Source organism: Modicisalibacter radicis (assembly GCF_900961225.1).
Taxonomy (GTDB): Bacteria; Pseudomonadota; Gammaproteobacteria; order Pseudomonadales; family Halomonadaceae; genus Modicisalibacter.
This window is the reverse complement of record NZ_CAAHFN010000054.1, coordinates 335,662-357,897: the sequence shown is the minus strand read 5'-3', so window position 1 is coordinate 357,897 and position 22,236 is coordinate 335,662. Positions and strand designations below refer to the sequence as shown.

Genomic DNA, 22,236 nt, shown 5'->3' with positions numbered 1-22,236 from the left:
CGAGTCGATGGCCGATCTTGCAGTGGCAACCATCGGATAACGACCGGCGGCGCTGGCTCTGCCTGGCCTGTCGCGGCAGGCGTCTACCAGGCGATCAGTACCCACTGCGGCGGTACCACCCGCTCGTTGTCGCTGCGCCGGAAGTCGCCATCACCGTTGTCGTCGACCAGGTAATAGGACGGCCCTGCCTCGGGCTGGACCTCGATGGCGTAGAGCTGGCCGTTGACGCGGTACTCGCGGATCGTGCGGTCCTCCTCCTCGCGCACGGTGATGTCCGGCGACACCGATTCGTCCGGGCTCTGCTGGGCCAGCGCCGACGCCGCCAGGCCGGCCAGCAGGCCGAGCGCAAGCAGTGTGGCGGGGATCAGGCGGGACAGTTTCATGACAACCTCCAAGCTTGGGAAACGCCTCTAAGCGATACCCCTAGTGTATGCACAAGGCCCCCCGGCATGCACTGACTTTAGGGTTGCGGCGTCCATTGGCGGGGTGCCCCGGGCCGGCGCGCACCCGATTCCACCCGGATGCCTGACGCCCCGGGGCGGCTTGCGTATCATGGGCGCATCGATCGCTTTCCGCTGAGGTGCCCCACCCATGGCCGACATGCCGCCCATCGTCCTCGTCGACGGCTCCTCCTACCTGTACCGCGCCTTTCACGCGCTGCCGCCGCTGACCACCTCCATCGGCCAGCCGACCGGCGCGGTGAAGGGCGTGATCAGCATGATCAAGAGCCTGGTTCGGCAGTACCCGGACAGCCCCATGGCGGTAGTCTTCGACGCCAAGGGCAAGACCTTCCGCGACGAACTGTTCGAGCAGTACAAGGCGCAGCGCCCGCCGATGCCCGACGACCTGAAGAGCCAGGTCGAGCCGCTGCACGCCTGCATCCGCGCCCTCGGCCTGCCGCTGCTGTGCATCGAGGGGGTCGAGGCCGACGACGTGATCGGCACCCTGGCGCGCCACGCCACCGAGGCCGGCCGCGATGCGGTGATCTCGACCGGCGACAAGGACATGGCGCAGCTGGTCAACGCCCACATCACGCTGGTCAACACCATGAAGAACGAGACACTGGACGTTGCCGGCGTCGAGGCCAAGTTCGGCCTGCCGCCGGCGCGGATCATCGACTTCCTGGCGTTGATGGGCGACAAGGTCGACAACATCCCCGGTGTCCCCGGGGTCGGCGAGAAGACCGCGCTGGGCCTGCTGCAGGGTATCGAGGGTGGTCTCGACGGCGTCTATGCCAACCTCGAGGCGGTCAGGACGCTGAGCTTCCGCGGCGCCAAGACGCTGGACAAGAAGCTCGAGGCCAATCGCGAGCAGGCATTTCTGTCGTACCAGCTGGCAACCATCAAGACCGACTGCGAATTGCCGGTGGGTCTCGACGATCTGGACATCGCCCACCCCGACCGCGAGGCGCTGACCCGGCTGTATCGCGAGCTGGAGTTCAAGGCCTGGCTCGGCGAATTGCTGGAAGGCCGCGACGAGGGCGTCGACGACGTTGCGGGCGGCGTTCCGTCGGGCGGCGCTCCGTCGGGCGGCAGCGAACTCGACGAGGATGTCACCCTGGCCAAGCCGGCCCGCGAGGATTACACGCTGTTCGAGCGGGCCGATCTGGACGCCTGGCTCGAGCGTCTCGCCGCCGTCGAGGCGTTCTGCTTCGATCTCGAGACCGACAGCCTCAACTACATGGATGCCGAGATCGTCGGCATCGGCCTGGCGCTCGAGCCCGGCGAGGCGGCCTACATCCCGGTCGGCCACGACTATATCGACGCGCCCGCACAGCTCGACCGGGACACTGTGCTCGCCGCGCTCAAGCCGCTGCTCGAAGACCCCGCCAAGGGCAAGATCGGCCAGAACCTCAAGTACGACATCTCGGTGCTGGCACGTTACGGCATCCGCGTGGCCGGCACGCTGACCGACACCATGCTCGAGTCCTACGTGCTCAACTCCACCGCGACACGCCACGACATGGACTCGCTGGCGCTCAAGTACCTGGGCGAAAAGACCATCAGCTTCGAGGAGGTCGCCGGCAAGGGCGCCAAGCAGCTGACCTTCAACCAGGTCGCCCTCGAACAGGCGGTGCCCTACGCCTGCGAGGACGTCGACGTCACCCTGCGGCTGCACCATGAGCTGCGCCCGCGCATCGAGGCCGAAGGGCGCCTCGCCGAGGTGCTGGATGACCTCGAGCGGCCGATGATCCCGGTGCTCTCGCGCATGGAGCGTACCGGCGTGGCGCTCGACGTGAACCTGCTGCACGCCCAGAGCCAGACCCTCGAGACGCGTATCCGCGAGATCGAGAAGGATGCCTTCGAGATCGCCGGTCGCGAATTCAACCTTGGCTCGCCCAAGCAGCTCAGCGAGATTCTGTTCGACGAGCAGCAGATCCCGGTGCGCAAGAAGACCCCCAAGGGGGCCCCGTCCACCGCCGAGGCGGTGCTCGAGGAGCTGGCGCTGGACTACCCGCTGCCCAAGGTGATCATGCAGCATCGCGGGCTGACCAAGCTCAAGTCGACCTACACCGACAAGCTGCCGCAGCTGATCAACAAGGCCACCGGGCGCATCCATACCAGCTACCATCAGGCGGTGACCGCCACCGGGCGACTGTCGTCGTCCGATCCCAACCTGCAGAACATTCCCATCCGTACCGAGGAGGGGCGCAAGATCCGCCAGGCGTTCATCGCCCGGCCGGGCTATCGCATCGTCGCCGCCGACTACTCGCAGATCGAGCTGCGCATCATGGCGCACCTCTCCGAGGACAAGGGGCTGCTCGAGGCCTTCGCCGAGGAGCGCGACATTCATACCGCCACCGCCGCCGAGGTCTTCGGCGTGGCGCTGGACAAGGTCAGCGGCGAGCAGCGGCGCAGCGCCAAGGCGATCAACTTCGGGCTTATCTACGGCATGAGCGCCTGGGGGCTCTCCAAGCAGCTGCACATCGAGGCCAAGCAGGCCAAGGTGTACATCGAGCGCTACTTCGAGCGCTACCCCGGGGTCGCGCGCTTCATGGACGACATCCGCGCCCAGGCCGCCGACGACGGCTTCGTCGAGACGGTGTTCGGCCGCCGGCTCTACCTGCCCGAGATCAACTCGCGCCAGCATGCGCGTCGCCAGGCCGCCGAGCGCACCGCCATCAACGCGCCGATGCAGGGCACCGCCGCCGACATCATCAAGCGCGCGATGATCGACGTCGACGGCTGGCTGTCGCCGGTCGACGGCGAGAGCGCCTTCGACGCCTGGATGGTCATGCAGGTCCACGACGAACTGGTCTTCGAGGTCGAGGAGTCCCAAGTCGACGACTTCATCGGCGTCGTCAAGCAACGCATGCGCAGTGCCGCCGAGCTCAGGGTGCCGCTGATCGTCGAGGCCGAGTCCGGCGCCAACTGGGACGAGGCGCATTGAGGACTGCATGCATTCGTGGGGCCGGGCAACGGCCCCGTCCAGCAAGCCGGGCGATTGGCAATCCCGCGCCCGATGGGCAATCATGCCTCACTCCTTTGAACGACCACAGCCGCGAACCGTCCATGAATTCTCCACACGCTTCCCGCCGCCCCCTGGCCGAGCCCGAGAGCCAGGTGCAGGGGTTTCGCAAGGCCCGCGACGCGCGCCGCACGGAGTTGATCGAGGATTACGTCGAGTTGATCTCCGATCTGCTGCGCGACGGCGGCGAGGCCCGCCAGGTCGATATCGCCCGCCATCTCGGCGTGGCCCAGCCGACGGTCGCCAAGATGCTCAACCGCCTGGTCGATGAGGGGCTGATCGTCAAGCGCCGCTACCGGGGCCTGTTCCTCACCGAGTCGGGGGAGCGCCTGGCCAGCGCCAGTCGCCGTCGACACCTGATCGTCGAAGCGCTGCTGCGTCGTCTGGGGGTCACCGACGATACCGCACGCCTCGATGCCGAAGGCATCGAGCACCATGTCAGCGCCGAGACGCTGGATGCCTTCGAACGCTTCCTGGAGCGCGACGAAGACGCCAATCGCTGAGCCGGCATCCTCCGCTAGTCTGGCCCTTCCCATCTTGACTCGGGGAGGACTTTCGCTTATTGGTATAGCAAATGCTATACAAGTTAACGTTCGTAGGAAGGAGGCGTCCGATGCACGGCAGGCGGGGAATCGGCATGGCGGCACTGACGCTGGCCTGGTGTGGCGTCACGCTGGCGCAGGAGGCACCGTTGAAGGTGACGGCCACCACCGGCATGGTCGCCGATGTGGTCGAGAATGTCGGTGGCGAGTGTGTCGACGTCGCCACGCTCATGGGCCCGGGCGTCGACCCGCACCTCTATCAGGCCAGCGCCCGCGACGTGCGCACCTTTCAGGGCGCCGAGGCGATTTTCTATTCGGGCTATTCGCTGGAAGGGCGGCTGGGCGACGTGCTGGAGCGCTTCGGCGAGACCCGGCCGACCGTCGCCCTGGCGCCGGCATCGATCGACAGCGGCGATTTGATCACCGTGCAGGACGTCTACGGCATCGATCCCCACGTGTGGATGGCGGTCGATCTCTGGGCGCGGACCGTGCCCACCGTCGCCGAGGCGTTGAGCGAGCAGCGCCCCGGCTGCGCGAGCGCCGTGCATGACAACGCCGAGCGCTATGCGGCCCAGCTTGCCGCGCTGCACGATTGGATCGCCGCGAGCATCGCCAGTATTCCCGAGGATCAGCGCATCCTGGTCACCGCGCACGACGCCTTCAACTACTATGGCCGTGCCTACGCCATCGAGGTGGCGGGTGTTCAGGGGATCAGCACCGAGACCGAGACCGGCGTCGCCGATATTCGCCACATGACCGACGTGGTGGTCGAGCGCCGGGTGCCGGCGGTGTTCATCGAGAGCACCATCAATCCGCGCACCGTGCAGGCGGTGATCGATGCCGCTCGCCAGCGCGGCCAGGACGTCGCTCTCGGTGCGCAGCTCTATGCCGACGCCATGGGGGAGGCGGGTACCGCCGAAGGGACCTACATCGGCATGCTCCACGCCAACACCCGCCACATCGTCGAGGCGCTGGGCGGCGAGCCGGCGCCCCTGCCCGAGGCGCTCGCCGACTGGGCCGAGCGCTGGCGACCCGACGAAGACGCGGCGTGAGGAGAGACCCATGACGACCGCCCTGCACGAACCCGATCTGGCGCTGCACGTCGAGGACCTGACGGTCAGCTACCAGAGCAAGCCGGTGCTGTGGGACATCGACTTCGACGTTCCGCCGGGCGTGATGGCGGCGATCGTCGGCCCCAACGGCGCCGGCAAGAGCACCCTGATCAAGAGCATCCTGGGACTGGTGCCCAAGGTGGCCGGCCACGTCACCCTGCACGGCCGCACCTACCGTGCCCAGCGAAGCCGGGTCGGCTATGTGCCGCAGCGTTCCAGCGTCGACTGGGATTTTCCCACCACCGCCCTGGATGTCGTCACCATGGGGCTGTACGGCCGCCTGGGGTGGTTGCGACGCCCCGGCCGCAGCGAACGGCGCGAGGCGTTCGAGGCGCTCGAACGCGTAGGCATGGAGACCTTCGCCGATCGCCAGATCAGCCAGTTGTCGGGGGGGCAGCAGCAGCGGGTGTTCCTGGCCCGGGCGCTGGTCCAGCAGGCCGACGTCTATTTCCTCGATGAGCCGATGGCCGGGGTCGACGCCACCACCGAGCGCGCGATCGTCGATATCCTCCATCGCCTGCGCGATGCCGGCAAGACGGTGATCGTGGTCCACCACGACCTGCAGACGGTGCGCAACTACTTCGATTGGCTGCTGCTGCTCAACGTGCGAGTGATCGCCCAGGGCGCGGTGGGCGAGGTGTATACCGCCGACAACCTGCGCAAGGCCTATGGCGGGCAGATCGCGCTGCTCGACGAGCACGCCTTGCTGACCCGGGAGTCGGCCGGCGAGCCGGCCGGAGCGCGACGGTGACGTTCGTCGACTGGCTGCAGGACTATACCCTTCAGAACGTGGTGGCCGGTGCCGCGCTGCTGGGCCTGATCAGCGGCGTGCTGGGCAGTTTCGCCGTGCTGCGCAAGCAGAGCCTGCTTGGCGATACCCTCTCGCACGCGGCGCTGCCCGGCATCTGTCTGGGCTTTATCATCAGCGGTGGGCGGCATTTCGGCAGCCTGCTCGCGGGCGCGCTGGTCAGTGGCGCCCTGGCGGCCCTCACCATGCTGTTGCTGACCCGCAACAGCCGGCTCAAGACAGACGCCGCCCTGGGCATCACCCTGAGCACCTTCTTTGCCCTCGGCGTGGTGCTGCTGACCTATATACAGGGCACCGGCAACGCCGCCCAGGGCGGCCTCGATTCGTTCCTTTTCGGCCAGGCGGCGGCCACCCTGCGCAGCGACCTGTGGGTCATGGCCGGCATCACCGCCGTGGCCCTGGCGCTGGTCGGCGCGCTGTGGAAGGAGTTCAAGCTGATCGCCTTCGATCCCGGCTACGCCGCCTCGCTGGGGCTGCCGGTAGCATGGCTCGAGGCGCTGCTGACGGTGATGATCGCGTTGGCCGTGGTGGTCGGGCTGCAGATGGTCGGGGTGGTACTGATGGCGGCAATGGTGATCGCCCCGGCGGTGGCGGCCCGTCAGTGGTGCAACCGGCTGGAGACCATGGTCGCCCTGGCAGCGGCGATCGGCATCGGCGGCGGGATAGGCGGCGCCCTGCTGAGCGCGCTGGCGCGTGGCCTGGCGACCGGGCCGCTGATCATTCTCAGCGTCTCGGTGGTCGTTCTGGTGTCGCTGCTGTTCGCCCCCGGTCGCGGCTTCGTCTGGGAACTCATCAGGCTGTGGCGTGGGCGTCGCCGACTGCGCTATCAACAGGTGCTGACCACGCTCTACCGGCTCGCCGTCCACCACGAGGACCCCGCCTATCGTTCCGAGCAAGGCATGGTGGACAGCTATCACGGTGTGGGGTCACGCAAGGCCTTGCACCTGCTCGAACGGCGCGGGATGGTCGAGCGTCACGCGGCAAGGGACGGCGAGCCGAGCGCCGCCGCACAGTGGGTGCTCACGCGGGCGGGCATCGCCGAAGCCGAGCGGATCCTGTCCGCCCTGGGCGAGGATGGAGAGAACGGCGATGCTGAACGCGCTGCTGGATAACGTGCCGTTGATGATCATGCTGGTCGGCATGCTGGTGGGCATCGCCTCGACGCTGGTCGGTACCTTCCTGGTGCTGCGTGGCAGCAGCATGCTTTCGGATGCCATCGGTCACTCGATCGTCTTCGGCATCGTCATCGTCTGGCTGCTCACCCACCAGCAGAGCGGACCGCTGCAGATCATCGGCGCCGCCCTCACCGGGATTCTGACGGTGTTCCTGACCGAACTGCTGGTCAACACCCAGCGCGTCAAGAAGGATGCGGCCATCGGCCTGGTCTTTCCGGTGCTGTTCTCGATCGGGGTGCTGCTGCTCAACCTGTATGCCAGCGACGTGCACATCGACACCCATACCGTATTGCTCGGCGAGATCGGCTTCGTGTGGCTGGATACCGTCGACGTCGGCGGCTATCGGGTTCCGCAGTCGCTGCTCTCGGTGGGCGCGATGACGCTCGTCAACGCCGCCTTCGTGCTGCTGTTCTACAAGGAGCTCAAGCTCGCCACCTTCGACGCCGCGCTGGCCAAGGCGCTGGGCTTCGCGCCAGGCATACTGTTCTACGCGCTGCTGCTGCTGACCAGCGGCACCGCGGTGGCGGCATTCGACGCGGTGGGCGCGGTGCTGTTCGTGGCGTTCGTCATCGTCCCGCCCGCGGCGGCCTATCTGCTCACCGACCGCCTGTGGCTGATGTTCGTCTACGGCATGGCGATCTCGGTATTGTCGAGCGTCAGCGGTTACTACCTGGCCATCGCCTGGAACGTCTCGATCGGAGGCATGATGGCGGTAATGACCGGCGTATTCCTGTTCGTCGCCTTCCTCGCCGGGCCCCACTACGGCTTGATCGCGCAGCGCATGCGCCGCCTCGGCCAGCGACGCTTCAACGAAAGCCGCACGCTCGCCGTGCACCTCTACAATCACGAGGGCAGCCCCGAGCAGGCCACCGAGAATGTCGTCAGGGCATTGCAGGAACACCTCCTCTGGGACGCCGCCAAGGCGCATCGGGTGACCCGGCGCAGCTGCGCTCAGGGACATATCGTGCAGGACGGCGAGCGCCTCCATCTCACTTCGCTGGGACGCGCCCTGGCGCAAGAGATCCTCGAGCCCGGGTCGCGGGGGGCCCGGCACTGACGCGAAGCCGGGCGCCAACCGGGCGAGGCGCATCGGCAACCCGCCCGGCTGTCGAAGGCGGGGGGCGCGGGTCGCTTGCATGACGCACCTTGAGGAGCCACCTCAAAAGCGTCTGGTTTCATCGGAAGGTACCTGCCTTGCGCATGGATATTCCTGTGCCATGCTTGAGAAATGAATGAGTTAGCGTGAGCGGTGGCGCATAGTTTCCAAGCAGGCGGCAGGCAGATGTGCAGCGATATCGCCCGATCCATGCAGCAAGGTACAGACCGTGCGACCACCGTGCGGACACTGCGCATCATGACGCTGAACGTCCACAAGGGGTTTACCCTTTTCAATCGCCGCCATATCTTGCCGGAGTTGCGCGATGCCGTTAATACCTTGTCCGTCGAGGTGGTATTCCTTCAGGAAGTGATCGGCGAGCACAAGAAGCATGCCATGCGCTATCACGACTGGCCGGCCATGACTCAGTACGAATACCTGGCCGAAACCCTGTGGTCGGACGTTGCCTACGGGCGCAACGCCGTATACCCCGATGGTGATCACGGCAATGCCCTGTTGTCGAAATTTCCGATCCGGCACTTTGAAAACAGAGACGTGTCGATCCTGGGTACCGAAGAGCGGGGGATGCTGCACTGCATCCTGGATATCCCCGGTCAGCCGGAAGTCCATGCCATCTGCGTTCACCTAGGATTGCGCGAAGCACATCGCCTGAAGCAGCTGAAGCTGTTATGTGACCTGCTCGATTCGATCCCCCCCAATGAACCGGTGATGGTCGCGGGGGATTTCAACGACTGGCGGTTGCAGGCCGACAAGGTGCTGGCCGAATGTGGCCTCAGGGAAGCCTTCGCCGACCGTCATGGTCGCCCGGCGAGAAGCTTCCCGGCGCGCTGGCCCTTGCTGCACCTGGACCGGATTTACACGCGCAATGTCACTGCGCGGGAGCCCCAGGCGCTTTACCGAAAACCCTGGTCACACCTTTCCGATCATGCTCCGTTGATTGCAGCCGCTTCACTGTTCTATCTGGCTGCCTGTCGCTTTTCCAGACGCCGCGCCTGGACGTGGCGAGGCCATGAAATCCTGCTTCCGTCGCTTCGGTTGGCGCTGATGCAGGCCATCCTGGGCGCCGTGAACTGGTCGTTGATGGCCATGCTGATCTACCTTCTATTACCTGACGGCGTTGCTTTCCCGAGCATTCTCGGCATCCTGCTGGTCAGCAGCATTGCCGGTGTGGTTACGCATATCCCCGCGGGCCTGGGGGTCCTCGAGGCAGTGTTCATCGCCTTTCTGCAACATCAGATCGCCACGAGCGAGCTGCTCGCGGCATTGATCGGTTATCGCGCCATCTATTTCTTGCTGCCTTTGGCGGTGGCTTGCATCGTTTATCTGAAATTGGAAAGGCGGACCAGGAAACGGCGAGGCACTGGCGACCCACCGCGCGAGCGTTCCCGGCAGAAGGGTTAGCGGATGGCGGTTTTCGCGTCAGGGTCGAGGTCGAGGGGCACCGGGGCGACGACTTCACCGGCATCGTCAAGCAGCGTATGCCGAACGCCGCCGAGCGGCGGTAGGGGGCTCTACGCTCGGCCGAAAAAGCCTGTCATCGAGGCAATCGGCGTCGGCGCTTGGCCGGGAAGGCGCTGCACGCGCCGCAGTGAATATCGAATGACTTACAAGAGGACAGATACATGAGCTACACCCCTGTGGACTCCCGTTACGAACGGATGATCTACAACCGCTGCGGGCGCAGCGGCCTGAAGCTGCCCGCGCTGTCGCTGGGACTGTGGCACAACTTCGGCGAGAATGCCCACGACGACAACGCCCGCGAGATATGTCGCACCGCATTCGATCACGGCATCACCCACTTCGACCTGGCCAACAACTACGGCCCGCCGCCGGGCAGCGCCGAGGAACTGTTCGGACGCATCCTCAAGAGGGATTTCGCCGGCCATCGCGACGAACTGCTGATCTCCACCAAGGCGGGCTACACCATGTGGCCGGGACCCTACGGCGACTGGGGAAGTCGCAAGTACCTGACGGCCAGCCTCGATCAGAGCCTCGCGCGTCTGGGCGTCGACTATGTCGACATCTTCTATTCGCACCGTTTCGATCCCGAGACGCCGCTCGAGGAGACCATGGGCGCACTGGACAGCGCGGTGCGTCAGGGCAAGGCGCTCTACGTGGGTATCTCCTCCTACAACGCCCGGCGCACCCGCGAGGCGGTGGCGATCCTGCGCGAGCTGGGAACGCCGTGCCTGATCCATCAGCCGAGCTATTCGATGATCAATCGCTGGGTCGAGGACGATGGCCTGCTCGCCACCCTCGATGAGCTGGACATGGGCGCGATCGCCTTTTCGCCGCTGGCTCAGGGCATCCTGACCGGCAAGTATCTCCAGGGCGTGCCCGACGACAGCCGGCTGGCCCGGGGCGGTGCGCTGCGCGAGGGGCACCTTTCGGCGGACAACCTGGAGCGGGTGCGTGCGCTGAACGCGATCGCCGAGCGGCGCGGGCAGAATCTGGCCCAGATGGCGCTGGCCTGGGTGCTGCGCAAGCCCCAGGTTGCCTCGGCGCTGATCGGCGCGAGTCGTCCGCAGCAGGTCGTCGATTGCGTGGGCGCGCTCGAGCGCCTCGACTTCAGCGACGACGAGCTGGCCGAGATCGATCGCTACGCCGTGGAAGGCGGCGTCAACCTGTGGGCGGCCTCGGCGGAGCGCTAAGGGGCGTCTGCCCGGCCGGCATGGCCATGTCGGCCTTCCGGCTGGCGGGTGCGTCGCGTGCTAGTGTCATCGGGCGATTGGGTCTTTGCATCGCCGCCATAGTTCAACCGCCCCGCGCAATGCTCGTATGCTGAAGCCCTGAATGCGTTTAACGGAGATAACCCCATGGCCGACCAAGCCCAGACGTCGCCTGACGACAACGGCCCGGACGAGGAGACGATCCGCCTGGCCACGCAGATCTTCAATGCCGCGCGGGAAGGCGAGACCGAGAACTTCCGTCACTGGCTCGAGCAGGGCCTGCCGCCCAACATGCGCAACCAGAAGGGCGATAGCCTGCTGATGCTGGCCAGCTACCATGGTCACGTCGAAACCACCCGCGTGCTGCTCGAACAGGGCGCCGATCCCGAACTGCGCAACGACAACGGCCAGAATCCGCTGGCGGGTGCCGCCTTCAAGGGCAACCTGGCGATGGTCAGGCTGCTGCTGGAAAACGGTGCCGAGGTCGACGGCTCATCGCCGGACGGCAAGACCGCGCTGATGTACGCGGCGATGTTCAACCATGCCGAGATCGTCGATTACCTGTTGGCCAACGGCGCCGACCGGCACGCCCGCGAGAGCAGGGGGATGACCGCGTTCGACCTGGCCACGGCGATGGGCGCCGACGCCACCCCGGCGCGGTTGGCCGAATGACCCCGGAGCACGCCGCGTGGCCTAGGTGGGCTCGAGCGCGTCTGGCTCGTCGACATCCTTGAGCACGCCCGGGTCGGCGGTGGCGATCTCGATGCAGGCCGCGGGATTGTCGAGCAGCAGGTGACGCGCGCCGCCGTCGCCGTCCAGCCGGCACAGTGCCGGCCAGAATTGACGGCCGAAGACCACCGGGTGGCCGCCTTCGCCCTGAAAGGTCGGGCGTACGATCAACGCCTCGCCGGCTCGCTGGGCCACCGCCATGAAGGTGGCGTCGCGAATCCATGGCATGTCGCCGAGCATTATCGCCACCGCGCGGGCCCGGCTGGCTTGGCTCAAGGCGTGCATGCCGACGGCCAGGCTGGTGCCCATGCCGCGCTGCGCATCGGGATTGGCCAGCGTGACGATATCCGCGGGGATGCCCAGCGTGGCGGCATCGTCGTCGCTGCCGATCACCACGCGGATGTCGCGAAAGTGCGGGCGCAGCGTGGCCAGGGTGGCGGCGAGCAGTGTGCCGCGGCCGGGCAGTTCGGCGAGTCGCTTGTCGCTGCCGAAGCGCCGCGACTGCCCGGCTGCCAGTACCAGGACGGTGATGGTTTCAAAGGGCATCGCGAGCGCGGCCATTATGTGTCCTCATTATGTCGGCGACGACCGCCAGGGCGATCTCGGCGGGGGTCTTGCTGCCCAGGTCGAGGCCGATCGGCATATGGATGCGGGCCAGGTCGGCCTCGGTCAGCCCGCCGGAACGCATCAGCCGTGTCGCCCGGTCGTCCGAGGTCTTGCGCGAGCCCATCACGCCGATATAGAAGGCCGGCGTGCGTACCGCCTCGATCATTGCCAGGTCGTCGATGCGCGGGTCATGGGTCAGCGCGACGACCGCGGTGGCGTCGTGGCAGGCCCCCGACGCGATATACAGCGACGGTAGCGTCGGCTCGAGGGGCACGCCCTCGACGGCGAACGTTCGGCACAGCTCCCGGCGGGGGTCGCAGACGATCACCTCGTACCCCAGCGTGCGAGCGAACTGGGCGCACGCCTCGGCCACTGGAGAGATGCCGGCGAGGATCAGCCGCACCGCCGGCCCCACGCGGATCGACACGCTATCGGCCCGCCGCGCAACGCGATGGCCGCTGCCCGTCGTCTCGTCGTCAGCCAGGTGATAGTCGCCGCTCGCCGGCGTGACGTGGCGAACCTGCCTGCGCTGGCCGAGCAGGGCCTCCTGCAGCGCCTGCAGGTGGGTGCGCCACTCGGCGGTCGCCTCGCGCCGCTCGATCAGCACCTCGAGCACGCCGCCGCAGGGCAGGGCGAGCCGTGCGCTCTCCTCGGCGCTATCGCCATAGCGGCGAACCTCGACGGGGGCGGGGAAGGCGCCTGCCCGCAGCTCGTCGATGAAGGCTTCCTCGACGCAGCCGCCGGACAGCGAGCCCAGGTAGTCGCCGTCGCCGCAGGCGACCAGCATGGAGCCCGGCGCGCGCGGCGAGGAGCCGTAGGTCGAGACGACCGTACACAGCCAGAGAGTATGGCCATCGCTTGCCCAGTCGAGGGCTCGCGACAGCACGCGAACATCCATATCGAGCATCGCAGTGTCCGTAGCTTGGCCGCTCGCAGGCGGCTGTCCAGCTTCATACTATGTCCCGCGGGACATATCGCGCCAATCCGTGCTACACCAAGGTCGTCTTGTTGCCCCGGCCGGCAACGACGACGCTGAGTCGACATCAATGATAACGCCGAGGCTCGCATGGCCAACCAGTCGCTCGCCGGGAACCAGCCCGAGCAGTGGGATGCCGCCCTGCTGCTGCACGGCCTCGATGCCATGACCGAATGGGTGGTGGTGGTCGACGCCGAGGGCCGCATCAGTTATCTCAACGCCCCCTATGCCGATTTCCTCGAGGTCGACCCGGTCGCGGCGATCGGCCGCCCGGTGAGCGAGATCATCGAGAACACGCGCATGCCCGAGGTGCTGGCCTCGGGCAAGGCCGAACTCGCCCAGTTGCAGCTGGTGCGCGGTCATCACATGATCGCCCATCGCTACCCGATCCGCGTGGGTGGCCGGGTGGTCGGGGCAATCGGCACGGTGATCTATCACGACACCTGGGAGTGGCGGCAGATGAACGCCCAGGTCGAGGCGCTGGAAGCCGAGGTCGACTATTACCGTCAGGCACTCGATGCCCGCGCCGGGGCACGCTGGCAGTTGACCGACGTGGTCGGCGAGAGCGAGTCGATGCGTGCGCTCAACGCCAAGGTGCGCAAGATCGCCCCGGGCGATGCCTCGGTGCTGATCCGCGGCGAGTCGGGCACCGGCAAGGAGCTTTACGCGCATGCCCTGCACCGCCTGTCGGAGCGCGCCACGGGGCCGTTCATCAAGCTCAACTGCGCGGCGATTCCCGAGCAGTTGTTCGAGGCCGAGCTGTTCGGCTACGAGGAGGGGGCTTTCACCGGCGCGCGCAAGGGGGGCAAGCCGGGCAAGTTCCAGCTCGCCCATGGCGGCACGCTGTTTCTCGACGAGATCGGCGACATGCCGCTGGCGATGCAGGTCAAGCTGCTGCGGGTGTTGCAGGACCGCGAGGTCGAGGCGGTCGGTGCGACCCGCCTGGTGCCGGTCGACGTGCGGGTCATCGCCGCCACGCACCGGCCGCTCGAAAGCCTGGTGACGCGCGGCGAGTTCCGCGAAGACCTGTTCTACCGGGTCAATGTCGTGCCGCTGACGATACCTGCGCTGCGCGAACGCCGCGAGGACGTGCCGGGGCTGGCTCGGCACCTGCTCAAGCGGCTGGCCGAGCGCCGCGGCCGGCGCTGCCCGACGCTGTCCGATGCGGCGCTGGCGTGCCTGTGCCGGCACGGCTGGCCGGGCAATGTCCGCGAATTGGAAAACGTCCTCGAGGCGGCGTTCTACCTGGGCGGCTCGCGGCTCGAGGTGGACGACCTTCCGGAGGCGCTGCGCGGTGCCCCGTCCGCGGCGGCGGGCGGTGATGGCTCGTTGCGCGCCACCCTGGAAGCCGCCGAGCGCGAGGCGCTGGAACGCGCGTTGAGCGAAAGCGGCGGCAACCGCACCCGGGCCGCCAAGCGGTTGGGCATCGCCAAGTCCTCCTTCTACGAGAAGCTTACCCGCCACCGTCTGTGTGGTGCTTCGGTGGCCTCCTGAGCATCCGGAAATCCGGACGCCGTCCGCTTTTCCGGAGGGCTTGAAAGCGCCCTGGCGACGCGCCTTTTCATCGTCGAGGCCGACGATCGTCCGGAATTCCGGACGATCGTCGCCGTCCTGCCCGCCGATCCGGCGTCATCCGCCCCCCGGATTCTTCGGTTGACATTAGGGTCAACCTGTAACGCCTTGATATCGAAGGGCCGAACCCGGGCTGGCCGTTGATTTGCTGCGTCAGGTCAACCCCGCCCCGCGGGGACAACAATAAACGTCAAGGAGACTCATCATGCCAAGCGCTGTTCTCTCTCGTTCGCTGCTCGCCTCGGCGATCGGCCTGGCCATCGCCGCCAGCCTCAACGCCCCGGCCCGGGCCGAGGGGCCCAAGCGGCTCGACGTGGCGAGCACCTTCTCGACCCAGAACTTCCTCGGCGCCGGCGCCGAGCACCTGTCCCAGGAGCTCGAGACCGCCACCGGCGGCGAGGTGTCGCTGCGGGTCCACGAGCCGGGCGACCTGGTGCCGCCCTTCGAGGTCTTCAACTCGGTGTCCTCGGGGGCGGTGCAGGCCGGCTGGGACTGGATCGGCTACTGGGCCGGCACGGTGCCCATCACCAACCTCTACGGCGCGCTGCCGTTCGGTCCGTCGCCGGAAGCCTTCATGTCGTGGATGTGGTCGGGCGAGGGTACCGAGCTGCTGCAGAAGGCCTACGATCCCTACGGCGTGAAGGTGCTGCCGTGCTTCATCTCGCCGCAGGAAACCGGTGGCTGGTACAACAAGGAGATCAACACCCCGGCCGACTTCGACGGCCTGTCGATGCGCATCTCGGGGCTCGGCGCCAAGGTGCTCAACAAGCTCGGCGCCTCGACCCAGTTGGTGCCGGGCAACGAGATCTACCTGGCGCTGGAGCGCGGACGGGTCGACGCCACCGAGTTCTCGGTGCCCCAGGTCGACGCGGCGATGGGCTTCGACGAGGTCGCCGAGTATTACTACTTCCCGGGTTGGCACCAGAGCGCCAGCTGGTTCTCGCTGCTGGTCAATCAGAGCACCTGGGACGAATACAGCGACGAGCGCAAGGCGCAGTTCGAGACCGCCTGCCGCGCGACCCTGCAGTGGTCGATGGCCGTGGCGCCGCCCGAGCAGGTGCGCACCATTCACCAGCTCGAGGAGAAGGGCGTGCAGGTCAAGCGCTTCCCCGACGAAGTGATCGGTGCGCTGCAGGATGCCTGGGTCGAGGTGCGTCAGGAGGAGATGGCCAACAACCCGGACTTCAAGCAGGCCTACGAATCGCTGATGAAGCATGTCGCGCTGTTCGACGAGTGGTACGAGCTGCAGGCGTTGCCGGCGCCCAAGCCGATCCAGGCTAGCGGCGAAGGAGACAGCTGATGCCGAACGCCTCCCTTGCGCCCTGGCGCGAGCGTGGCGGTGCGGTGTGTGACGGTCTGGCCCGGCCATTGGTCGGGCTCGGGCTGTGGGTCGGGCGCATTTCCAGCTATCTGGTGTTGCTGGTGATGCTGGCCGTGCTCACCACCGTGACGCTCAACGCGCTGGGCATCAACGAGATCGTCGCCTGGCAGGGTGACGTGCTGCTGTTCGGCAACGCGCTGACCATCAACAGCGTCACCGAGCTGCAGTGGCACCTGTTCGGCATCCTGACCCTGCTCGGCGGTACCTACGCGCTGCATCACGACAGCCACGTGCGCGTCGATCTGGTCTACCAGAAGCTCTCGCCGCGTGGCCGCGCGATCGTCGATATTCTCGGCCACCTGTTCATGCTGATCCCGTTCTGCCTGCTGGTGGCCTGGCTCTCCCAGCACTTCGTGTCGATGTCCTACGTCTCCGGCGAGAAGTCCAACTACGGCGGGCTAACCGACCGCTACCTGATCAAGGCGATGCTGCCGATCGGCCTGGTGTTCCTGGCGCTCGGCGCGCTGGGCCAGGTCCTGCACAACCTGGCCGGGCTGTTCGATCCGGCCCGCCTGGCGCCCGCCGCCGATGCCAAGGAGGCGCTGCATGGCTGAGTTCCTGTCGGAATACGCGCTGGCCCTGGCGATGATCGTCACCCTGCTGGTGGGGATCTTCAGCGGCTACCCGGTGGCCTTCCTGCTCGGCGGGCTGGGTATCGCCTTCGCCTTCATCGGCGGCATCCCGGTGCCGTTTCTGGGCACGGTGGGCTCGCGGATCTTCGGCGGGGTGATCGAGAACTGGCTGATGATCGCCATTCCGCTGTTCGTGTTCATGGGACTGATGCTCGAGCGCTCGGGGGTCGCCAAGCGCCTGCTTCTGACCCTGCAGCGTCTGTTCGGCCGCACCCACGGGGGGCTGGCGGTGTCGGTGGCGCTGCTCGGCGTGGTGATGGCGGCGAGTACCGGGATCATCGGCGCCTCGGTGGTGATGTTGGGCCTGCTGGCGCTGCCGGTGATGCTCAAGCAGGGCTATCGCGCCGAGATGGCCTGTGGAGTGATCGCCGCCTCGGGCACGCTGGGTATCCTGATCCCGCCGTCGATCATGCTGGTGCTGATGGGCTCGATCCTGCAGGTCTCGGTAGGGGCGCTGTTCAAGGCCGCGCTGCTGCCCGGGCTGCTGCTCGGCGCGCTGTACATCGGCTATCTGCTGATCACCGCGCGGCTCAGGCCCGAGTGGGCGCCGCTGGCCGACCCCGATGCCTTCGACGCCGACACCACGCCGCTGCCGATCGCCCTGGTGCGTGACCTGCTGGGGCCGGTGGCGCTGATCGTCGCGGTGCTCGGTTCGATCATGGCGGGCATCGCCACGCCCACCGAGGCCGCGGCGATCGGTGCCGCCGGCAGCCTGCTGCTGGCGCTGGTGATGCGCAGCCTGGATTTCGCGACACTGCGCGAGGCGTTGCGCGACACGTCGCGGACCTCGGCGATGATCCTGTTCGTGGTGATCGGCGCGACCTGCTTCTCGGTGGTCTTCAAGCGTCTGGGCGGCGATTACATGATCGAGGAGTTGATCACCGGCACCGGCTTCGGCCCCTACGGCCTGCTGTTGCTGATCATGGCGCTGATCTTCGTGCTGGGGTTCTTCCTCGAATGGATCGAGATCAGTTTCGTGGTGCTGCCGCTGGTGGCCCCGGTGGTCGAGGTCCTCGACTTCGGCTATGGGCTGTCCGGCCAGGCGCTGCTGATCTGGTTCGCCATCCTGGTGGCGATCAACCTGCAGACCAGTTTCCTGACCCCGCCGTTCGGCTACGCGCTGTTCTACCTCAAGGGCATCACCGAAGGCCGGATCGGTATCGGCACCATCTACCGCTCGATCATCCCCTTCGTGCTGCTGCAACTGACCGGGTTGATTCTGTGCATGGTGTTTCCGGCGCTGGTGCTGTGGCTGCCGGGCTTGCTGTAAGAGGGCCGGTCCTTGCGTAAACGGGTATTGATCGCCGGCGGCGGCGAGCTGGTCGAGGCGCTCGCCCGGGCGTTTCTCGAGGAGGGCGCGAGCGTCGCGCTGCTGACGCCGGATGCCGCCAGCCTCGAGCATGTGCTCGACGGCCTGGGCGGCGAGCGCCACGACCGCTTCGGCAAAGTCGCCGGCGACGGCGCGCTGGATGCGCTACTGGGCCGGCTCGAGCGGCTCGACGTGCTGGTCTGCGCGCCGCCGGTATTGCCACGCAACGTGGCGCTGGCGCAGCGCCTCAGCGAACAGGTGGTCGGGCCGTCGAGCCTGTTGCAGGTGGCGCGTGCCTGGATGCACAGTCGCGGTGGCGGGCGCCTGGTGGCGGTCGCTCCGGAGGGCGACAGCCAGGCGGCTAGCATGGTGCGCGAGGCGCTGGGCGCGCTGGTGCGTCGGCTGGCCGAGGCCAGCGGGCCGGGCATCCGCATCAACCTGCTCTGCCCCCGGGGCGCGTCGAGCGCGTCGGTGGCCGATTGCGCGCGCTTTCTCGCCGGCGGCGCCGGGCGGGCGCTCAACGGTCAGGTGCTGACCCTGACCCTGCCGCCCTGATAGCGCGTTAACCCGGCGCCCTCACCCCCTGCAGGAAGAGCGTCACGCAGTGGCGCGCCCGCTCGTCGCACTCCTCGGCGGTGGGCGCGATCTTGCGTCCGAGCAGGGCGTCGATGTGCCACTCGCCAAGCAGCATGCCCATGAACATGCCGGCCGTCTCGCGCGGGTCGTCGATGGCCAGCCGCCCGTGATCGACCTGCTCGGCGAGGTAGGTGGCGAGTTCCTGGCGGATGCGATCGGGGCCCCGTTTCAGGAACATCTCGCCGAGTTCGGGCACGCGCTCGGCCTCGAAGGCCAGCCCGCGCTTGAGACGGATGACGCCGGGATCGAAGATCAGCTTCAGCATCCGCCGCCCCAGTTCGTAGAGCACCTGCTCGGGCGCCGTGGCCTCGCGCCGGCCCTCCTCGAGCACCGCCCAGGCGGTGGCGATATGGCGCTCCATGGCGGCGACGAACAGCCCCTCCTTGTTGCCGAACTGCTTGTACAGCGTGGCCAGCGAGCCACCGGCGCGGGTCACCACGTCGTTGACGCTGGCGCCGGCGTAGCCCTGTTCGAGAAACACGTCGCGGGCCGCATCGAGCAGCCGTTCACGACGGGCGACGCCGCGTGGCGTCAGCGCCGTATCGCTCTTGTCGGACGGGACTGGCCGGGTCATGGCACTCCTTGGTCGTCTTGGGTCTTCGAACGGGGCAGGCGTTCGCTGCGCGATTGGCCCCATTGTAGAGGGTGCGACCGCAAAAATGATCTTTGCTGGTCATGTAGTGTAGCCTTCATTACACTACGAGGCCCTGGCCTTGTCCAGCTCGCCAGAGCGGCAGCGCCGGGCCTGACGACAGTTCAAGGAGAGAGACATGAAGGCGGGCGGCAAACTGAGCGGCAAGACGCTCGTTGCGGTGCTGGTGGCGGTCGTCGCGCTGGTGGCGCTGGCCTGGTGGGGCGTGGGCTGGTGGCAGACCGGGCGCTTCATGGAGGAGACCGACAACGCCTACGTGCGCACCGACAGCGTCGCGCTGCGCGCCGAACTCTCGGCGCGGGTCGCCGAGGTGGCGGTGGACGACAACCAGCGGGTCCACAAGGGCGACCTGCTGGTGCGGCTCGACGACGCCAGCTACCGCGACCGACTCGCCCAGGCCGAGGCCCAGCAGGCGGTCGCGATGGCCTCGGTCACCCAGGCGACGCGTCGGGTCGAGCTGCAGAAGGCTTCCATCGACCAGGCGCGGGCGCAGGTGCGGGCCGCGGAATCCGACGTCGAACAGGCCCGCCAGCACCTGTCCCGCTCGTCAAAGCTGGCCTCGCGCAACTACGCTTCGCGCCAGCAGCACGAGGACGACCAGGCCACGCTGCGGGTCGCCGAGGCGACGCTGGCGGCGCGGCGTGCGGCGGTGGTCTCGGCCAGGCGCCAGCTGGCGGTGGCCGAGTCCGACGTCGAGAGCGCCCGAGCCAATCGCGACGCCGCGGCGGCCGATCTCGCCTACGCTCGCCATCAGCTCGACAAGACCCGCATCGTCGCCCCGCGCGACGGCGTGGTCGGCAACATCACCGCCGAGGCCGGCAGCCTGGCGCAGCCCTCGCTGACGCTGATGCAGCTGGTGCCGATCGAGTCGGCCTATGTCGCCGCCAACTACAAGGAGACCCAGTTGACGCGGATGCGTATCGGCCAGCCGGTCGATCTGCACGTCGATGCCTACCCGGATGTCACCTATCACGGCGTGGTCGACAGCCTGTCGCCGGCTACCGGCACCGAGTTCAGCCTGCTGCCGCAGGACAACGCCACCGGCAACTTCAACAAGATCGTCCAGCGCGTACCGGTCAAGATCCGCGTCACCGGCCCCGCGGAGGCGCTGGGACGGCTGCGCGCCGGCCTTTCGGTGGTGCCCGAGGTCGATACCCGCGACCTCGAGCCGCGTGATGAGGCACGGCTCGCCCACGCGACCGGGCAGGATGCCACTCAGCCACAACCCGGCTCATGAGCGAGACGGTCGCCAGCCCGGCGGCGGGCGTCAGCGACATGCCGCCCTGGCCGCAGCGAATCGGCTTCATCGCCGCGGTGTTCGGCATGTTCATGGCGATCCTCGACATCCAGATCGTCGCCAGCTCGCTCAACGAGATCCAGTCGGGGCTGTCGGCCAGCGAGGATCAGATCTCCTGGGTGCAGACCGCCTACCTGATCGCCGAGATCGTGATGATCCCGCTGTCGGGGATGCTGATGCGCATCCTCTCGACGCGGGTGGCGTTCACCCTGTCCTGCGCCGGCTTCACCCTGGCCAGCCTGGGCTGCGCGCTGGCCACCTCGATCGAGCAGCTGATCGTGCTGCGCGCCATCCAGGGCTTCATGGGCGGGGCGATGATCCCCATCACCCAGGCGGTAAGCTTCTCGATCTTCCCGCGCCGGGTGATGGGCAGCGTGCAGGCGGTGATCGGCATGGTGGTGACCATGGCGCCGTCGGTCGGCCCCACTGTGGGCGGCTACATCACCGAGGCGCTGAGCTGGCACTGGCTGTTCCTGGCCAACGTGATCCCCGGGGTACTGGTGTGCTGGGCGGCGTGGACCTTCCTCGACATCGACAAGCCCAACCATGCCGTGGCCAGGCGCCTGGACATCATCGGCCTGGTGCTGATCGCGGTGTTCCTCGGCTCGCTGGAATTCGTCCTCGAGGAGGGTCCGGGCGATGACTGGTTCGCCAGCGATCGCATCGTGCTGTTCAGCGCGGCCTGCGTGCTGGCCGGGGTGTGGTTCTTCACCCGCACGTTGCGCAGCGACCACCCGATCGTCGACCTGCATGCCTTCGCCAACCGCAACTTCGCGCTGGGCGCCGGGCTGGGCTTCGTCATCGGCATCGCGCTCTATGGTCTGGTCTACATCATGCCGCTGTTCTTCGGCTACGTACGTGGTTACTCGAGCCTGCAGATCGGCCAGGTGATGTTCGTCACCGGCGTCACGATGTTCTTCTGCGCGCCGATCGTCGGCCAGCTGTCCAACCGGCTCGACCTCCGGGTGCTGCTGTTCTGCGGGCTGATGCTGGTGGGCACGGGCACCATGATGAACGCCAATCTCACCGTGGAGTCGGGCTTCTGGCAGTTCTTCCTGCCGCAGATCGTGCGCGGCATGGGGCTGATCATGTGCATCATCCCGGCCTCGCGGATCGCCCTGGGCACCCTGCCGCCCCAGGAGGTGGGCAACGCCAGCGGACTGTTCAACGTGATGCGCAATCTCGGCGGCGCGGTGGGCCTGGCGCTGCTCGACACGGTGCGCGACATTCGCGAGGATTTCCACTGGAACCAGCTGATCCCGGCCATCGACACTGGCCGCGAGGTGGTGGTGGCGGAGATCGCCAAGTACCAGGCGATGCTCACCGGCCACGTGGCGGACAGCTACCACGCCGCCGTCGCCATGCTGGTCCAGCGGGTCTCCCAGCAGGCCCAGGTGCTGGCCTTCAACGACATCTTCCTGTGGCTGGGGCTGATCTACGTGGCCAGCGTGCCGCTGGTGTTCCTGCTCAAGCGTATCGACGCCTGAGCCAATCATCCCTCGTCGGGTTTGTCCTCGTCCGATTCCTTTCCTAGGGTTAGAAGACGCGTCGCAGC

Annotated in this window: 20 protein-coding genes; 16 read left to right on the top strand and 4 right to left on the bottom strand. The window is 67.3% G+C overall.

Annotation, left to right across the window (positions count from 1 at the left end):
* Window positions 1-83: 83 nt before the first annotated feature.
* Window positions 84-383 (bottom strand): DUF2782 domain-containing protein, encoded by a 300-nt coding sequence (locus HR9077_RS07285; protein WP_136066350.1) that lies wholly within the window; start codon window positions 381-383, stop codon window positions 84-86.
* A gap of 208 nt (window positions 384-591) precedes the next feature.
* Between HR9077_RS07285 and polA the strand changes: the two genes are divergently transcribed.
* The 9 genes from polA (at window position 592) to HR9077_RS07240 (ending at window position 11,563) form a co-directional block, all read left to right on the top strand.
* Complete coding sequence (gene polA / locus HR9077_RS07280) at window positions 592-3,390, top strand: DNA polymerase I (protein ID WP_136066349.1); 2,799 nt, start codon at window positions 592-594, stop codon at window positions 3,388-3,390.
* Between the two features lie 122 nt (window positions 3,391-3,512).
* A complete protein-coding gene (mntR, locus tag HR9077_RS07275; protein ID WP_136066348.1) occupies window positions 3,513-3,971 on the top strand; it encodes a manganese-binding transcriptional regulator MntR in 459 nt (152 codons plus the stop codon).
* A gap of 110 nt (window positions 3,972-4,081) precedes the next feature.
* Window positions 4,082-5,062 carry a metal ABC transporter solute-binding protein, Zn/Mn family gene (locus HR9077_RS07270; protein ID WP_136066347.1) on the top strand — a complete coding sequence of 327 codons (981 nt, stop codon included), beginning with the start codon at window positions 4,082-4,084 and terminating at the stop codon, window positions 5,060-5,062.
* Between the two features lie 10 nt (window positions 5,063-5,072).
* Window positions 5,073-5,873, top strand: a complete 801-nt coding sequence (locus HR9077_RS07265; RefSeq protein WP_136066346.1) for a metal ABC transporter ATP-binding protein — start codon at window positions 5,073-5,075, stop codon at window positions 5,871-5,873.
* Window positions 5,870-7,042, top strand: a complete 1,173-nt coding sequence (locus tag HR9077_RS07260) for a metal ABC transporter permease (protein ID WP_136066345.1) — start codon at window positions 5,870-5,872, stop codon at window positions 7,040-7,042. Before HR9077_RS07265 ends, HR9077_RS07260 begins: the two co-directional genes overlap by 4 nt.
* Window positions 7,020-8,162, top strand: coding sequence for a metal ABC transporter permease (locus HR9077_RS07255; RefSeq protein ID WP_136066344.1), 1,143 nt, complete (start codon window positions 7,020-7,022; stop codon window positions 8,160-8,162). Before HR9077_RS07260 ends, HR9077_RS07255 begins: the two co-directional genes overlap by 23 nt.
* A 225-nt stretch (window positions 8,163-8,387) precedes the next feature.
* Window positions 8,388-9,623: an endonuclease/exonuclease/phosphatase family protein gene (locus HR9077_RS07250; RefSeq protein WP_136066343.1), complete on the top strand. Its 1,236-nt coding sequence runs from the start codon at window positions 8,388-8,390 to the stop codon at window positions 9,621-9,623.
* 221 nt (window positions 9,624-9,844) lie between these two features.
* Window positions 9,845-10,873 carry an L-glyceraldehyde 3-phosphate reductase gene (mgrA, locus tag HR9077_RS07245; protein WP_136066342.1) on the top strand — a complete coding sequence of 343 codons (1,029 nt, stop codon included), beginning with the start codon at window positions 9,845-9,847 and terminating at the stop codon, window positions 10,871-10,873.
* 165 nt (window positions 10,874-11,038) lie between these two features.
* Complete coding sequence (locus HR9077_RS07240) at window positions 11,039-11,563, top strand: ankyrin repeat domain-containing protein (RefSeq protein WP_136066341.1); 525 nt, start codon at window positions 11,039-11,041, stop codon at window positions 11,561-11,563.
* Window positions 11,564-11,584: 21 nt separating this feature from the next.
* On the opposite strand, the gene HR9077_RS07235 is transcribed toward HR9077_RS07240, so the two are convergent.
* Window positions 11,585-12,181: a nucleotidyltransferase family protein gene (locus HR9077_RS07235; RefSeq protein ID WP_210725877.1), complete on the bottom strand. Its 597-nt coding sequence runs from the start codon at window positions 12,179-12,181 to the stop codon at window positions 11,585-11,587.
* Window positions 12,156-13,133 (bottom strand): XdhC family protein, encoded by a 978-nt coding sequence (locus tag HR9077_RS07230; protein WP_136066340.1) that lies wholly within the window; start codon window positions 13,131-13,133, stop codon window positions 12,156-12,158. Before HR9077_RS07230 ends, HR9077_RS07235 begins: the two co-directional genes overlap by 26 nt.
* Before the next feature lie 159 nt (window positions 13,134-13,292).
* Here HR9077_RS07230 and HR9077_RS07225 point away from each other — a divergent pair, with 159 nt between their 5' ends.
* From HR9077_RS07225 to HR9077_RS07205, 5 genes are all read left to right on the top strand, one after another.
* Window positions 13,293-14,696, top strand: coding sequence for a sigma-54 interaction domain-containing protein (locus tag HR9077_RS07225; RefSeq protein WP_136066339.1), 1,404 nt, complete (start codon window positions 13,293-13,295; stop codon window positions 14,694-14,696).
* A gap of 283 nt (window positions 14,697-14,979) precedes the next feature.
* Window positions 14,980-16,074 (top strand): TRAP transporter substrate-binding protein, encoded by a 1,095-nt coding sequence (locus tag HR9077_RS07220; protein WP_136066338.1) that lies wholly within the window; start codon window positions 14,980-14,982, stop codon window positions 16,072-16,074.
* Window positions 16,074-16,709 (top strand): TRAP transporter small permease subunit, encoded by a 636-nt coding sequence (locus HR9077_RS07215; RefSeq protein ID WP_136066337.1) that lies wholly within the window; start codon window positions 16,074-16,076, stop codon window positions 16,707-16,709. Before HR9077_RS07220 ends, HR9077_RS07215 begins: the two co-directional genes overlap by 1 nt.
* Entirely contained in the window at window positions 16,702-18,057 is a 1,356-nt protein-coding gene (locus HR9077_RS07210) for a TRAP transporter large permease (RefSeq protein ID WP_136066336.1), read from the top strand. Before HR9077_RS07215 ends, HR9077_RS07210 begins: the two co-directional genes overlap by 8 nt.
* A 12-nt stretch (window positions 18,058-18,069) precedes the next feature.
* Entirely contained in the window at window positions 18,070-18,651 is a 582-nt protein-coding gene (locus HR9077_RS07205; protein ID WP_136066335.1) for a hypothetical protein, read from the top strand.
* Window positions 18,652-18,658: 7 nt separating this feature from the next.
* On the opposite strand, the gene HR9077_RS07200 is transcribed toward HR9077_RS07205, so the two are convergent.
* The gene (locus tag HR9077_RS07200; RefSeq protein ID WP_136066334.1) at window positions 18,659-19,306 is read right to left on the bottom strand and encodes a TetR/AcrR family transcriptional regulator; all 648 of its coding nucleotides are present in this window, start codon (window positions 19,304-19,306) and stop codon (window positions 18,659-18,661) included.
* Window positions 19,307-19,502: 196 nt separating this feature from the next.
* On the opposite strand from HR9077_RS07200, the gene HR9077_RS07195 reads away from it, so the two are divergent.
* Both HR9077_RS07195 and HR9077_RS07190 read left to right on the top strand, forming a co-directional pair.
* Window positions 19,503-20,621: an HlyD family secretion protein gene (locus HR9077_RS07195; RefSeq protein WP_136066333.1), complete on the top strand. Its 1,119-nt coding sequence runs from the start codon at window positions 19,503-19,505 to the stop codon at window positions 20,619-20,621.
* Entirely contained in the window at window positions 20,618-22,168 is a 1,551-nt protein-coding gene (locus HR9077_RS07190; RefSeq protein ID WP_136066332.1) for a DHA2 family efflux MFS transporter permease subunit, read from the top strand. Before HR9077_RS07195 ends, HR9077_RS07190 begins: the two co-directional genes overlap by 4 nt.
* Window positions 22,169-22,236 lie beyond the last annotated feature (68 nt).

Bases quoted from the DNA above. Each gene is read 5' to 3' on its own strand.
- HR9077_RS07285 (WP_136066350.1), bottom strand. From the start codon at position 383: ATGAAACTGTCCCGCCTGATCCCCGCCACACTGCTTGCGCTCGGCCTG.
- polA (WP_136066349.1), top strand. From the start codon at position 592: ATGGCCGACATGCCGCCCATCGTCCTCGTCGACGGCTCCTCCTACCTG.
- mntR (WP_136066348.1), top strand. From the start codon at position 3,513: ATGAATTCTCCACACGCTTCCCGCCGCCCCCTGGCCGAGCCCGAGAGC.
- HR9077_RS07270 (WP_136066347.1), top strand. From the start codon at position 4,082: ATGCACGGCAGGCGGGGAATCGGCATGGCGGCACTGACGCTGGCCTGG.
- HR9077_RS07265 (WP_136066346.1), top strand. From the start codon at position 5,073: ATGACGACCGCCCTGCACGAACCCGATCTGGCGCTGCACGTCGAGGAC.
- HR9077_RS07255 (WP_136066344.1), top strand. From the start codon at position 7,020: ATGCTGAACGCGCTGCTGGATAACGTGCCGTTGATGATCATGCTGGTC.
- HR9077_RS07250 (WP_136066343.1), top strand. From the start codon at position 8,388: ATGTGCAGCGATATCGCCCGATCCATGCAGCAAGGTACAGACCGTGCG.
- mgrA (WP_136066342.1), top strand. From the start codon at position 9,845: ATGAGCTACACCCCTGTGGACTCCCGTTACGAACGGATGATCTACAAC.
- HR9077_RS07240 (WP_136066341.1), top strand. From the start codon at position 11,039: ATGGCCGACCAAGCCCAGACGTCGCCTGACGACAACGGCCCGGACGAG.
- HR9077_RS07235 (WP_210725877.1), bottom strand. From the start codon at position 12,181: ATGGCCGCGCTCGCGATGCCCTTTGAAACCATCACCGTCCTGGTACTG.
- HR9077_RS07230 (WP_136066340.1), bottom strand. From the start codon at position 13,133: ATGCTCGATATGGATGTTCGCGTGCTGTCGCGAGCCCTCGACTGGGCA.
- HR9077_RS07225 (WP_136066339.1), top strand. From the start codon at position 13,293: ATGGCCAACCAGTCGCTCGCCGGGAACCAGCCCGAGCAGTGGGATGCC.
- HR9077_RS07220 (WP_136066338.1), top strand. From the start codon at position 14,980: ATGCCAAGCGCTGTTCTCTCTCGTTCGCTGCTCGCCTCGGCGATCGGC.
- HR9077_RS07215 (WP_136066337.1), top strand. From the start codon at position 16,074: ATGCCGAACGCCTCCCTTGCGCCCTGGCGCGAGCGTGGCGGTGCGGTG.
- HR9077_RS07210 (WP_136066336.1), top strand. From the start codon at position 16,702: ATGGCTGAGTTCCTGTCGGAATACGCGCTGGCCCTGGCGATGATCGTC.
- HR9077_RS07200 (WP_136066334.1), bottom strand. From the start codon at position 19,306: ATGACCCGGCCAGTCCCGTCCGACAAGAGCGATACGGCGCTGACGCCA.
- HR9077_RS07195 (WP_136066333.1), top strand. From the start codon at position 19,503: ATGAAGGCGGGCGGCAAACTGAGCGGCAAGACGCTCGTTGCGGTGCTG.
- HR9077_RS07190 (WP_136066332.1), top strand. From the start codon at position 20,618: ATGAGCGAGACGGTCGCCAGCCCGGCGGCGGGCGTCAGCGACATGCCG.